15 protein-coding genes are annotated in these 12,608 nt (G+C 34.7%); 1 reads left to right on the forward strand and 14 read right to left on the reverse strand.

The genetic code is table 11. The features are described from left to right. Positions 1–47 precede the first annotated feature (47 nt). Positions 48–878, reverse strand: a complete 831-nt coding sequence (locus CSUIS19073_RS02045) for a prephenate dehydrogenase (RefSeq protein ID WP_086237403.1) — start codon at positions 876–878, stop codon at positions 48–50. 124 nt (positions 879–1,002) lie between these two features. Between CSUIS19073_RS02045 and bamA the strand changes: the two genes are divergently transcribed. Beyond that, positions 1,003–3,273 carry an outer membrane protein assembly factor BamA gene (gene bamA, locus CSUIS19073_RS02050; protein ID WP_086242476.1) on the forward strand — a complete coding sequence of 757 codons (2,271 nt, stop codon included), beginning with the start codon at positions 1,003–1,005 and terminating at the stop codon, positions 3,271–3,273. Between the two features lie 27 nt (positions 3,274–3,300). Here the strand turns inward: bamA and CSUIS19073_RS02055 are convergent, their stop codons facing one another. The 13 genes from CSUIS19073_RS02055 to motA form a co-directional block, all read right to left on the reverse strand. After that, positions 3,301–4,773, reverse strand: a complete 1,473-nt coding sequence (locus CSUIS19073_RS02055; protein WP_086242475.1) for a Ppx/GppA phosphatase family protein — start codon at positions 4,771–4,773, stop codon at positions 3,301–3,303. A 10-nt stretch (positions 4,774–4,783) separates the two neighbouring features. Continuing rightward, positions 4,784–5,995: a sensor histidine kinase gene (locus CSUIS19073_RS02060; protein WP_180379390.1), complete on the reverse strand. Its 1,212-nt coding sequence runs from the start codon at positions 5,993–5,995 to the stop codon at positions 4,784–4,786. Positions 5,996–6,033: 38 nt separating this feature from the next. Continuing rightward, the gene (hsrA, locus tag CSUIS19073_RS02065) at positions 6,034–6,705 is read right to left on the reverse strand and encodes a homeostatic response regulator transcription factor HsrA (RefSeq protein WP_086237400.1); all 672 of its coding nucleotides are present in this window, start codon (positions 6,703–6,705) and stop codon (positions 6,034–6,036) included. 81 nt (positions 6,706–6,786) lie between these two features. After that, positions 6,787–7,104 carry a dihydroneopterin aldolase gene (locus CSUIS19073_RS02070; RefSeq protein ID WP_086242474.1) on the reverse strand — a complete coding sequence of 106 codons (318 nt, stop codon included), beginning with the start codon at positions 7,102–7,104 and terminating at the stop codon, positions 6,787–6,789. Further along, on the reverse strand, positions 7,101–7,718 hold the full coding sequence (gene plsY / locus CSUIS19073_RS02075; protein WP_086242473.1) for a glycerol-3-phosphate 1-O-acyltransferase PlsY: 618 nt from the start codon (positions 7,716–7,718) through the stop codon (positions 7,101–7,103). Before plsY ends, CSUIS19073_RS02070 begins: the two co-directional genes overlap by 4 nt. 1 nt (position 7,719) lies before the next feature. After that, on the reverse strand, positions 7,720–8,706 hold the full coding sequence (locus CSUIS19073_RS02080) for a beta-ketoacyl-ACP synthase III (protein ID WP_086242472.1): 987 nt from the start codon (positions 8,704–8,706) through the stop codon (positions 7,720–7,722). Beyond that, entirely contained in the window at positions 8,703–9,695 is a 993-nt protein-coding gene (gene plsX / locus CSUIS19073_RS02085) for a phosphate acyltransferase PlsX (protein ID WP_086242471.1), read from the reverse strand. Before plsX ends, CSUIS19073_RS02080 begins: the two co-directional genes overlap by 4 nt. 8 nt (positions 9,696–9,703) lie before the next feature. Beyond that, on the reverse strand, positions 9,704–9,850 hold the full coding sequence (gene rpmF, locus CSUIS19073_RS02090; protein WP_086225358.1) for a 50S ribosomal protein L32: 147 nt from the start codon (positions 9,848–9,850) through the stop codon (positions 9,704–9,706). A gap of 1 nt (position 9,851) precedes the next feature. Next, positions 9,852–10,217 carry a hypothetical protein gene (locus CSUIS19073_RS02095; RefSeq protein ID WP_086237395.1) on the reverse strand — a complete coding sequence of 122 codons (366 nt, stop codon included), beginning with the start codon at positions 10,215–10,217 and terminating at the stop codon, positions 9,852–9,854. 9 nt (positions 10,218–10,226) lie between these two features. Continuing rightward, positions 10,227–10,640, reverse strand: a complete 414-nt coding sequence (gene ndk, locus CSUIS19073_RS02100) for a nucleoside-diphosphate kinase (protein ID WP_086242470.1) — start codon at positions 10,638–10,640, stop codon at positions 10,227–10,229. 88 nt (positions 10,641–10,728) lie between these two features. Next, positions 10,729–11,013, reverse strand: coding sequence for a DUF362 domain-containing protein (locus tag CSUIS19073_RS02105; protein ID WP_086237393.1), 285 nt, complete (start codon positions 11,011–11,013; stop codon positions 10,729–10,731). Between the two features lie 87 nt (positions 11,014–11,100). Further along, positions 11,101–11,817 (reverse strand): flagellar motor protein MotB, encoded by a 717-nt coding sequence (gene motB / locus CSUIS19073_RS02110; RefSeq protein ID WP_086237392.1) that lies wholly within the window; start codon positions 11,815–11,817, stop codon positions 11,101–11,103. Between the two features lie 8 nt (positions 11,818–11,825). Continuing rightward, positions 11,826–12,596, reverse strand: a complete 771-nt coding sequence (motA, locus tag CSUIS19073_RS02115) for a flagellar motor stator protein MotA (RefSeq protein WP_086237391.1) — start codon at positions 12,594–12,596, stop codon at positions 11,826–11,828. Positions 12,597–12,608: the final 12 nt, after the last annotated feature.

Raw genomic sequence — 12,608 nt, forward strand, 5'->3', positions numbered from 1 at the left:
TAAATAAACGCTTGAATTCTACCTAAAAAAATTCAATAAATGGTATTTTATAATATCTCTCTTAAGCCACTTGCGGTTTCCATCCACCCTTTTAGCTCATTCCACTTCTCATTTTTAATCATATTCTCACAAATTTCAAGCTCATTTTTAAAAGAGGTAATTGCACTCAAAAGATTATCTTTATTTTGTTTGAAAATATCGCTCCACATTTGTGGATTGGATTTTGCTATCCTTGCCATACCGCTAAAACTCCCGCCAGCTAAAAGCAAGATATTTCGCTTATCCTCCTCTTTTAAGGTTGAATTTACCAAACTATAGCTAATGACATGGGGAAGATGAGAGATTATGCCTACATGATGATCGTGGCTTTTTGAATCCATAAATACTATTTTCATTCCAGCATGGCTTAAGATCTCCACAGCTCTTTTAACATGAAATTCACTAGCATTTTTATCATCGCAAACCACGACCACAGCACCATTTAATAAGGTTTTAAAAGCTGATTTTGGCCCTGAGTTTTCAGTCCCTGCCATCGGATGAGCCGCTACAAAATTATTACGAATTTCAAGCGGACACGAGCGGAGAATCTCAGCCTTTGTAGATCCTAAATCTACAATTGTAGTGCTTGATGGTATATCTTTTAAATTTTGCATTACCTTGATAATTGCCTCAACTGGAATGGCTAAAAATATCATATCACAGCTCTTTTTCATACTCTCAAAGCTAATTATCTCATCTACTAATCCTAGATCTAAGGCGTCCTTTTCATTATCTTTATTTAGATCATAGCCACTTACTTTGGAGATTAACTTCATATCTTTTAAGGCTAGACCCAAAGAGCCACCAATAAGCCCAAGTCCAATAATACCCACATTCATAATACTTCCTTGATTTTTAGCCCAGAATTATATCAAATTTAGCCAAAAATACTACTTAATAATTCAAATGTTTATCAATTTATGATACTATTTTGGCGATAATTTTATAAATAGGTAAATTTATATGAAAAAAGCAATACTTTCAAGCTTTATTATAGCCACTTCGATAAATGCTATGCCAATCCAAAGTGTTAAATTTAATGGTCTTTTACACCTATCAGATGAGAGTGCCTCTGAGATTAGCGGACTTAAGGTTGGTAGTGAATTCAGCGATGAAATTGCCAATAGAGCTATTATAAATTTATACAAACAAGGTTATTTTCAAAATATATATATAGAAGAAAATGATGGTAATGTCGTAGTAAATTTAACCGAAAAGCCAGTAATTGCAAAAATAGATATAAATGGCGTTGTTACAAATGACCAAAAGGCAATTGAGCAGATCATTGATATTAAAAAAGGTCAAATGTATGATGAGTTTGCCCTAAACAATACTAAGATTAGAATTCGCCAATTCTATGAAGCTCGTGGGTATTTTGATACCGTAGTAACTACAGATATATCTCCAATTAATGAGAATGAAAACTCACTTCACATAACTCTAATAGTCAATCGTGGTGAGAATATTACCATTGAAAATGTCCATTTAATCGGCTCTAATGCTTTAGATTACTCAGATATAGAACCAGTAGTAGCAAATAAAAGCCGTGAATTTATGGGCTGGATGTGGGGATTAAACGATGGTAAAGCAAAAATTTATGAGCTCCCAAGTGATAGCGAAAAAATCCAAGATGAGTATTTAAAGAAGGGCTATTTAGATGCGATCGTATCGGCACCTAGCCTAAATACCCATTTTGATAATTATAAGGCTGATCTCTCATATTATATTAGCGAGGGTGAAATTTATAAAACTGGTAATATCTCAATTAATGCTCCTGAATTTTTAGAGCTTGATACTGAAAATATAATTAGCGATTTTAAGCTGCAAAAAGGGGATATTTTAAATTCATCCAAGATAAAATTAGACGCTCAAAAGCTTGAAGATTTAGTGGCAAATAAAGGTTTTGCCTATGCAAAAGTCTATCCAAGAACAAATAAAAATAGCGACTATACAGCAGATATAATCTATGAGGTGATTCCTGAAGAAAAAGTATATATAAGAGAGGTTGTAATCAGTGGAAATGACCGAACAGCAGATCGCATTATTAGGCGTGAATTATACCTAACTGAAGGAAATTTATATAATAAAACTGACTTAATGGATTCTAAAAATGCACTTAAGCGAACTGGATATTTCGAAGATGTCCAAATAATAGAAAAAAGAGTAAGCAAAGATCAAATAGATTTAGAAGTAGCAGTTAAAGAGACGAATACAGGTAGTATAGTTGGTGGTATAGGATATGGAAGTAGCGATGGGCTTTTATTAAATGCTGGAGTGAGCGACTCAAATATCTTTGGGACTGGATATAAAGGTAGCATTATGGTAGATAAGAGTGATGATACCTTAAGCGGAAATATAAATTTAACCAATCCAAGAGTTAATGACTCTTTATATAGCCTTGGTGGAGGGATATTTGCTAATGATTACAACTGGGATGAGTATGATGAGCGAAATTATGGTGCTAATATCGTAGCTGGTAGGCAAATTGGTAGATACATCAATGCATATATAAGCTATCAAATAGAGCGTAGCCAAATAGATGGACTAGATGAATTTTACAGAGATGCTGGATACAAAAATGGTATAAATATAAAAAGTGCGATAACTCCAAGCATATCATTTAATAACACAGATGATTACTATATCCCAAGAAGTGGTATAATCGCTTCAACTAGCCTAGAGTATGCTGGGCTTGGTGGAGATATGGAATTTTTTAAAAATAGAACTACATTTAACATATATCAAGGCTTGCAAGATTATATAAATATGGATCTTATCTTTAGATATAAATCTGGATTTGGATATATATTTAATGATGATAGCTCCAAGCTTCCAATCAACGAAAAGCTATTTTTAGGTGGAATTAACTCTATTAGAGGCTACGATAGCAGATCTGTTACTCCTAAGAAAAATATTTGTAATCCTAAATCAAATAGTGGCGGGATAATACCTGGTTGTAAAATCATAGAAACTGGCGGTAAAATCAGCTTTAATAACTCATTTGAGCTAAGCTTTCCTATAATCAATCGCCTTAAAATGCGTGGGGTTTTATTTTATGATTATGGTATGATAGGTCACAGCGATATAAATGAGATTAAGCGCTCTAGTGCAGGGGCTGGGATAGAGTGGATGACGCCTATTGGGCCGCTACAACTATTCTACGCTCAAGCTCTTGATGATAAACAAGGAGATGATACTAGTAGCTTTGAATTTACAATCGGTAGGAGATTTTAGTTGAATTTGGCTCTAGCCAAATTCAATCTACTCAAACGAAATAGCAAAAATCGCTGGTTTAATCAACTTTCTTATCTCATCTTTTAACATAAAGAAATTTTTTGCACCTTTTATATATAGCGTGTTAGAAAAGAAATCAAAGCTTATATTTGGACTTAAACTCAAAGCACCAGCAAGACCAAGCAAAAAGCTAAGCCACCTAAGGGTATCAATATCTGGAAGTAAATTTTCTCCCAGAGTGTTTATAGCCTTGCCTTGATACTCTATCATAGCAGCTATCAAGGCCTTTTGCTGGTGAGTGTAGCCGTAATTCAACGCATTTTTAACCAAATACCCACTATGGGCATTTTCTGAATAAAATCCAATACTTCGCCCAATATTATAAAGCTTTGAGGCTACTATAAGCTCATTTAAATAGCTCGGTTTTAGCTTATGGAGTGGGGCTAAAACCTCAAATAGAGCCTTTGCGTGCCTTGTAGTTGTGCTATTATCTCGTTTAGCAAATCTATCTTGAATACTTCTAAGACTTGGATTAAAACCTTTTGGGAAAGCTATTTTATGCTCTTGAGGCATCTTGATTAAATCTTTAGATTTTAAATTTGGACCAAGCAAATTAACTAAAAAGACACCCTCTCTAATCCCTACTCCACTTGTATAAATCGTCTTAGCTTTTAAAATTTTAGCCGCATTAGAAAATATCATCGCACCTTGTCTAATGGTATCAAAGCGATCTTTTTTAATGGCTATGCTCTTTAAATCCAGCTCTTTATCGGTAGCTATTTTACTAATTAAATTTGCGTAATCACTATACTTATAGGTAAAATTATGAACTAATCTGATTTGATGATTTTGTAGCTGCATAATTGAGCTAGATATCGCCCTTAGACTTCCACCTATAGCGATCAAATCCCTACTAGCAAAATGCGGTGGAATTTTATTAATTATATCTTGGGTAAATCTCAAAGCCCCGTCTATATCATCTTTATCAAAAAATAGCTCCTTAAGCCTTACTGTACCCACATCTAAAGATATAAGATCAACAATCCTACCATTACTAATTTTAGCAAGCTCTGTCGAGCCACCGCCAATATCAATAGTAGTAGCCTCATCAAGCGGACTAAGCAAATTCAAAGCAGCTATACCGCCATAAAATGCCTCCATATCGCCACTTATCACGCGTAGATTAAAGCCTAATTCTCTTTTTACTAAATTTATAAATGTATTTGAATTTGGTGCGTCTCTTAGGGCCGATGTGCCAGTGCATAAAATCTTGCTAACCTTATAAATATTTAAAAAATATTTAAATTCTCTAAAAGCATTTAAGACATTACTCATAGCCTCATCTTGTAAGACTCCGCCTTTTTCATATGCACCTTCCCCTAGTCTAACCTTAACCTTATACTCACGAAGTATGAAAAATCCAAGCCTACTTGTCCGCTCAAATATAGCCATTCTAGCTGAATTTGATCCCAAATCGATGACTGCAACTCTTTTTGACATTAAATCTCTTTTATTTTTTATACTTATTATTTCTAATTGGCAAGATAAATGTAGCTATAGTCCCACTTCTATCTGTGCGATTTCGAAGCTCTATATTACCACCAAGAGCCTGAGCAGCACCCTTAGCTAGAAATAGCCCTAATCCAGCACCACTGCTATTGCCATAACGCTTAAATGGCGCAAATAGATCCTTACTCTCATCAATTCCTATGCCCTCATCAATCACTTTAACTATAAATTCCCCATTAATCAGCGTAGAATTTATATCAATAGTAGCTCCTTTTGGAGAGAATTTAATAGCATTTTGGACAAAATTTTGCAATACATGTAAAAATAGAGTAGGCTGAATCATTATCCTTAAACTATGCGGTCTTAAACTCATCTTAATATTTTTATCATCGCCCTTTGCAAGAATCAAGAAGTTATTGCCAATTTCATTAATATAAGCTATCATATCAGTCATCACCGGCTGCTCAAACTGTGCACCCTCTTGCCTACCAATTTCTAAAATAGAGCTAATCATCTTATTCATCTGATTGATGGCTTCATTATTATTTTTTAGCGTTTCAATATATTTTTGAGTGTCTCTTTCTTTAATTAGCGTAACTTCATTTTTAGTTTTCATCACAGAAAGTGGCGTCTTAAGCTCATGCGCAACTCCTATAAAAAGCTCTTTTTGATACTGAACAAATGTCAAAATTCTGCCAATTAGCCTATTTACCCCATCGCCTAAAGGCTTAAATTCAATCGGCAATTCACTAGTCTCCACCTCTTGTAAAAATCTCTCATTTAACTCTCCAAGCTTTAAGCAAAAAGAGCGGAGTGGAGCAAGTAGCATTCTAGATAAAAATAGAGCATAAAATAGTATTAAGAATATCGCCGTTGCATTAATAATCAAAATATCAACCAAAATTTGCTCCACAATCAAACTATACTCGCTAGTATCTTTTGTAAGTATTAAAAGATGACTTTGATATGGATAATACAAAGTAAGATAGGTGGCATTATCATCTTTTGTAGTGATAAATTCAGCTCTAGTTAGATTGCTATCATTAGGCACAATCTCTATAAGATCAAAATTTTTATTTTTATACTCTAGACTAAAGATATCTAATCTTGCTGAAATATTTTTAGCCTCAAGTGTTAGGCTTTGAACTACATTTTCAAAAATTGTAATCTTGATATAGTGATAAAGCATTACCGAAAATATGACAATTAGCATCGTAGAAGCAGATGCTAATTGCAGAGCGAATTTAGCTCTTAAGCTTTTTTGGGAAAACAAAATCTATATCCGCGGCGTCTTACTGTTTCTATTGTCGAAATATTTAGCGGTTTATCCATTTTTTGGCGAATTTGATTTATTGCTACCTCAATTACATTTGGAGTTACAAGCTCTGGCTCCTCCCAAATAGCATCCAAAAGCTGCTCTTTACTCACAATTTGATCGCTATGTCTAGCTAGATGAGTTAATACCTCAAATGGCTTTCCTTTAAGCTCGATCTCTGTTCCTTGATATGTGATCTTTTCCTCATCTGGATCTATGGTAAGGTCGTCTATTTTAATCACATTTGTCCCGCCAAAGCGAAGTCTTGCTTCTAATCTAGCAACTAAAATATCAAAATCAAAAGGCTTTTTGATATAGTCATCAGCGCCAGCTTTAAATGCTTTGATTTCACTCTCTTTATCATCTTTTGCTGAGATGATCACCACAGATGTGCGTGGAGATTTTTGTTTAATAACATTGATTAAATCAATACCATCTCCATCTGGAAGCATAAGATCACTAAGCACAAGATCGTAATTGCGAATACCGATGAAATACTCTGCGTCATTAAAATTTTCTGAATTATCTGTTTGATAACCAAACTCCTGTAAGCCTTCAGCTATAGTTTTACCTAGCGTTGTCTCATCTTCTACTATCAAAATTCTCATTAGCTTTTCCTTAAAAGTAAAAAATTTAATGCGAAATTATAGCAAAATTTAAGCCAAAATTCAAGAAAATTTAAACAATTTTTAATAATTCTTTACTATTTTTGCTCCGACTACAGCATTTGAAATGATATTAATCTTTGAAATTTTCATATAAAATTTTTTTAAAGTAGGATAAAGGTCTTTAAATTTAGTAGAAAAATACTCAAGCGCATCTTCTACCTTATAAAATTTTTGATGGTTAAACTCTTCTTGGGTAATCTTACAAACAACTGCATAATCCACAAATTCACTAGCTTGAAATTCCATACTAACGCAGATCTTTTGTAAACTTACTCTTTCAAAATCCAAAAGACCAATTATAGTATCAAATTCAAGCTCATCAACAAAAACGCTAATCAAATAACCTTACTTTCAGCACCGCTAAGAAGACGCTTAATATTTGGCAAATGCTTATAAACCACTACAAACGCAATTATCAAAACTGGAGCATGAGTATTGATATGTGGCATATCATAATGCAATATAAATGATGAAACCACCATAGCTAGTAGGGCAAAAAGCGAGGCTAAGCTAGATATTTTAAGCACTTTACCAGTTATAAACCATACAGTAACTGCGATTATAAGCTCAACTGGTAAAAAATATGCCAAAACTCCAGCCCCAGTAGCAATCCCCTTGCCACCTTCAAACATCAAATAAGGCGAAAAGCAGTGACCCACAACAGCCAAAACCCCCATCGCCCAAAGAGTAGAAATATCAAGATTAAATACAAATTGCCCTATTAAAATCGGCAATATCCCCTTTAGAGCATCACAAATAATAGTCAAAATAGCAAGCTTTTTAGCTAAAGTTGGGTTATCTTGCTTTATCACTCTTAAAACATTTGTCGCGCCTATGCTCTTACTACCGCTTTTTTTGATATTTACACCACCAAAAAGCAGTCCAAAAAGCAGTCCAAAAGGCACAGCTCCAATCAAATAAGCTAATAAATAGGCTATTAAATTCTCATTCATATTACTCTCCACCAAAATGAAGTAACGCTGAACCCCAAGTAAATCCGCCACCAAAAGCATCAAGAAGCATTAGTGAGCCATTTTTTAATCTACCGCTCTCATAGGCCTCATTCATCGCCATAGGTATAGAAGCCGAGCTTGTATTGCCATATTTTTGCACAGTTACAACGCACTTAGAGTCGCTAAAATTTAACCTTTGCTTCACAGCTTCTATTATCCTTAAATTTGCTTGATGAGGAATAAAAAGATCAACTCTATCAGGGGAAATTTGATTTTTTTCTAAAATATCAACTACATCTTTTGTTAGGGTATTTACGGCAATTTTAAAGACATCATTGCCAGACATTTTCATAAAATTTAATTTATTATCAATAGTATGGCTATTTGCTGGATTTACTATAGCACACCCAGGAGTTATAAGCAGATCTCCCTTACTCCCATCGCTAGAGGTATGAACATCAATAATTGGATTAATGTTAGAAGCACTTATCACAGCAGCCCCCGCACCATCGCCAAACAATATACAAATACTCCTATCGCTCCAATCCATAATAGTGCTAGTCTTTTCAGCACCTACTATTAAAATATTTTTCTTTGCGCCACTTTCTATCATGGATTTAGCAAGGTCTAAAAGATAGATAAAGCCCGTACAAGCCGCACTTATATCAAATGCGGTTATATCTTTTAATCCAAGCTTATTAGCAATCACACACGCAGTAGATGGCATACAAAAATAATCTGGAGTAATAGTAGCACAAACAATAGCATCAATATCGCTTTTATCCAAATTTGAACGCTCCAAAGCTTGTAAAGCTGCCTTATAGCCAAGATCGCTTGTAAATTCATCCTTAGCAATTCGTCGCTCTTGGATACCGGTGCGTTTTCTAATCCACTCATCGCTAGTATCTACCATCTTTTCTAGATCGAAATTTGTAAGAATATTCTCAGGAGCATAAGCTCCAATAGATATTAATGAAGCTTTAATCATTTTTCAAACTTTGTAAGCTCATCTAAAATTACCTTATTTATATTTGATTCTGAGAATTTTAGGGCTTGAAAAATTGCATTTTTTATGGCTTTTGGGTTAGATTTGCCATGACTTATAATCACACACTCCTTAACCCCCAAAAGTGGTGCACCACCATATTCATCATAATCAATCTGATTTTTAAGCCTTTTAAAAACGCCCTTCATAAGCGTCGCACCAAAAATAGCAAGTAGCGACTTTTTGATATTCTGCTTAATAATTTTAGTAATCGCACTAGCTACGCCTTCGCTAGTTTTTAATAGTATATTACCGACAAAACCATCACATATAATAACATCAACACTCCCATCAAAAATTTGATTACCCTCTACATTTCCGATGAAACTATCGAGTTTTTTGAGCATATCAAATGCCTCTTTTGTGATCTCATTTCCTTTACAATCCTCTTCGCCATTACTAAGTAGGCCTATTTTGGGATTATTGATTTTCATAATCTCCTTAGCATAAGCATAACCCATAATAGCAAATTCAAATAAATTTTCCGCCTTGCAATCTACATTTGCGCCCACATCTAAAACAAGAGTTTTTTTATTAGTTTGTGTTGTAGGCATTAAAGTAGCAATAGCAGGCCTGCTAATACCTTTAAGCCTTCCTATACGCAAAGTAGCTAAGCTCATACTAGCACCACTATGACCAGCAGATACAACGGCTTTACACTCACCATTTCGCACTAACTCAACGGCCTTATATATGCTACTATCTTTGCGTTTTAGCACATCAGTTGCATTCTCATCCATAGCAAAGATTTCACTAGATTGAATAAAGGTTATAAATTTCAAATACTTCTGTGGTATAAGGGATCTTAGCTTAGCTTCATCTCCAACTAAATAAGCTTGAAATTCTCTTAGCTTTAAAGCCTCAATCACTCCAGCTATAATCGGCTCAGCACCAAAATCCCCGCCCATAGCGTCAATTGCTATTTTTGTCATTATCTATATTAATACTCGCCAGTTGTTCTATTTACACGATGAGGCATTTTCCAGCTGCCATCTTTGTCTTTTACAGGCATAGGTAATGTAACTTTATAGTGAGTTCTGCGTTTTGCTGCTCTAGTATGACTCACTCTACGCTTAGGTACTGCCATTTTACTCTCCTTCTAAAATTTTACAATTATCACAATAAAAATAGTCGCTTTTAAAGGCTTCTAACTCACTAATTAAAATTTCATCAGTATCAATCTGTCCGTCGTAAAATTCAATAGTATTGCTTAGTTCATTATCAATATCTTTATATATGCCATCGCTTAAATTTAGGTTTAACTCTTCATCTAAATTTAAAACTATATCAGCTCCACAACGATCGCAAATATGCTCTAATTTACCACTGAGTTTTCCGCTACATTTAGCCAAATTTAGGGAAGATTTTTTGATACTTCCACTAAATTCAACCATATCAATACTGCTTTGAAAATTAACAGGTGTATTGCTTAGCCTATCAAAGCGAATTTTCAATATTAAACCTTAAAGGATCTCTGTATTAGCAAAGAAAAACGCAATTTCGATTTTAGCATTTTCTAAGCTATCGCTACCATGAACTGCATTTGCATCAATGCTATCTGCAAAATCAGCTCTAATAGTCCCAGGTGCAGCCTCTTTAGGGTTTGTAGCACCCATTAATTCCCTATTTTTAAGCACTGCATTTTCGCCCTCAAGCACCATTACAATTACTGGACCACTAGTCATAAACTCAACTAAGTCATTATAAAATGGTCTGCTAGCATGCACTTCATAAAATTTTTTAGCGTTTTCTACGCTTAATTGCAGTTTTTTAACTGCTGCGATTCTAAGCCCATTGCTTTCGAATCTATCTATAATTTTACCTATTACACCCTTTTTGGTTGCGTCAGGCTTGATTATCGATAGAGTTTTTTCCATATAGATCTCCTACAATAAGGTTTTTTAAAAGCGTGATTATATCAAAACTAAACTTAAAAAAATAGTAATCTTTATAATTTAAATTAAATTAAGCTACTACCGCGTTTGTGCCATCTCTTAACTCTTCGCCGATATCACTTCTGCTTGGCTGTCCTGAAACCACCCCGCTCCACACGATACAGCCATCAGTTGGACAGGCGTTTGCACAGGCTGGCTCATCATTATGACCTACACACTCAACGCATTTATCAGCATATACATAATACGCATCTTCGCCAGTTGGGTTATCTGCATCATCTACAATTGCACCTACTGGGCACTCATCAATACAAGAACCACAACTAATACAAATATCAGTAATTTTTACCGCCATCTTACTCTCCTTAAATTTAAATAGATTTGGGCGGTAGGTTATCAAATTTAAACTTATATATAACTTAATATGAAATGATAATGATTATTACTTAAGCTCACTAAGTATATCTAAAACTGATTTTTGCAAAGCCTTATCTTTAACATCTATTTTAAAATATATTTTAGCAATTTTTAAATCACTATTTATTATATTTACACTATCTCCAAATGATGTAATTCTCATTCTCTTGCTCTCCACACCACCATTTGCAAGCATTGTAAATACGCTATAAGCACGCTCGATTCCTAGCCTATAATCAGTCTCATAATCGCCAAAATCATCAGCATATCCTCTAATATCTACCACTACCGATTCTGGAATTTTATTAATAATCATAGCTACAATATTGATAAAGTTTATCATATCTGGATTATAAATTTTGGAGCTTTGGTAATCAAATTTAATACTCGCTGGCAAATCAATTGCCACTTGATTTTCAGCTTGATCTAGCGTAACTTTATATCTTTCATTATTTAAATTTACATTTACAGATGTTTGATTTTGCGCCTGCACCGCTATACTAGGGCTATCAAACTCCTTGCTGCTATTTGATGTTTTGCTGCTTTCTTTAAGAGATTTGGTATCTGGAAATTCAAATATCTTTATAAACTCTGTTTTAAGTGCTTCAACCTTAGCCTTATTCACCGCTGAAATCGCATAAAGTGCGATGAAAAGAGCCAAAAGCAAAGAGAGAAAATCTGCATAAGGCACAGCCCACTTCTCACCTGCTGGACACTCTGGACATTTTTTCTTCTTCGCCATATTTTACCTTAATTAAATTGTGAATTTCTTGGTTCGTTTTTGTCTAAAAAGTTAAATAATTTTGCCTCTAAGCTCCTTGGATTTGCCCCTTCAGCAATGCCTACTAACGCTTCTAAAATCATAATTTTTTCTTTTACTATATCCTTTGCATTTCCCATTATCTTCATTCCCCAAGGCCCAAAAAATGCGTATGCCCCCATAATTCCCGTAACGGTCGCTGTAAATGCCCCAGCGATACCAGCTGCCATAGCTGCAGGATTATCTAATAATTGAAGTGCAAGCATAAGCCCCATAACCGCACCAACTAGCCCAAATGTCGGACAACTCTCACCTGTGCGTATCCAAAAGTGCCCACACTCATGATAATACTCCTCAGTTGTCTCAATAGATAGCTCCAAATGCTCCTTAACCTCATCAATAGGCTGACCATCTACTAGCATGCTAAGACCGGTTTTTAAAAATTCATCATCTATTGTAGCAGCTTTTTGCTCTAGTGAGAGAATTCCATTTTTCCTAGCTAAAGTGCTATACTCCACAAGCTCAGTAATCCTAGCACCCATATCCACTCCAGAGCCTTTAAAAGCAACTTTAAGCTCCTTAAAAGCTGCTTTGATATATTTCTTATTTGTTGCAGTCATAGCTGAGAATAGAGCCGTAGGAATAACGATAAGAACAGAACTAATATGTAAAACATGTAAAGGATTGCCACCTTCTAAAATATCGCCCACAGATATACTCGTAATAGCAAGCACCATTCCTAAAATAGTAGAAAGATCCATAAAAACCCCATT

The organism is Campylobacter sp. RM19073 (assembly GCF_024723495.1).
Lineage (GTDB): Bacteria > Campylobacterota > Campylobacteria > Campylobacterales > Campylobacteraceae > Campylobacter > Campylobacter porcelli.

Bases quoted from the DNA above. Each gene is read 5' to 3' on its own strand.
- CSUIS19073_RS02105 (WP_086237393.1), bottom strand. From the start codon at position 11,013: ATGGCGGTAAAAATTACTGATATTTGTATTAGTTGTGGTTCTTGTATT.
- rpmF (WP_086225358.1), bottom strand. From the start codon at position 9,850: ATGGCAGTACCTAAGCGTAGAGTGAGTCATACTAGAGCAGCAAAACGC.
- CSUIS19073_RS02055 (WP_086242475.1), bottom strand. From the start codon at position 4,773: ATGTCAAAAAGAGTTGCAGTCATCGATTTGGGATCAAATTCAGCTAGA.
- motA (WP_086237391.1), bottom strand. From the start codon at position 12,596: ATGGATCTTTCTACTATTTTAGGAATGGTGCTTGCTATTACGAGTATA.
- plsX (WP_086242471.1), bottom strand. From the start codon at position 9,695: ATGACAAAAATAGCAATTGACGCTATGGGCGGGGATTTTGGTGCTGAG.
- hsrA (WP_086237400.1), bottom strand. From the start codon at position 6,705: ATGAGAATTTTGATAGTAGAAGATGAGACAACGCTAGGTAAAACTATA.
- motB (WP_086237392.1), bottom strand. From the start codon at position 11,817: ATGGCGAAGAAGAAAAAATGTCCAGAGTGTCCAGCAGGTGAGAAGTGG.
- CSUIS19073_RS02060 (WP_180379390.1), bottom strand. From the start codon at position 5,995: ATGCTAATTGTCATATTTTCGGTAATGCTTTATCACTATATCAAGATT.
- bamA (WP_086242476.1), top strand. From the start codon at position 1,003: ATGAAAAAAGCAATACTTTCAAGCTTTATTATAGCCACTTCGATAAAT.
- CSUIS19073_RS02080 (WP_086242472.1), bottom strand. From the start codon at position 8,706: ATGATTAAAGCTTCATTAATATCTATTGGAGCTTATGCTCCTGAGAAT.
- ndk (WP_086242470.1), bottom strand. From the start codon at position 10,640: ATGGAAAAAACTCTATCGATAATCAAGCCTGACGCAACCAAAAAGGGT.
- CSUIS19073_RS02045 (WP_086237403.1), bottom strand. From the start codon at position 878: ATGAATGTGGGTATTATTGGACTTGGGCTTATTGGTGGCTCTTTGGGT.
- plsY (WP_086242473.1), bottom strand. From the start codon at position 7,718: ATGAATGAGAATTTAATAGCCTATTTATTAGCTTATTTGATTGGAGCT.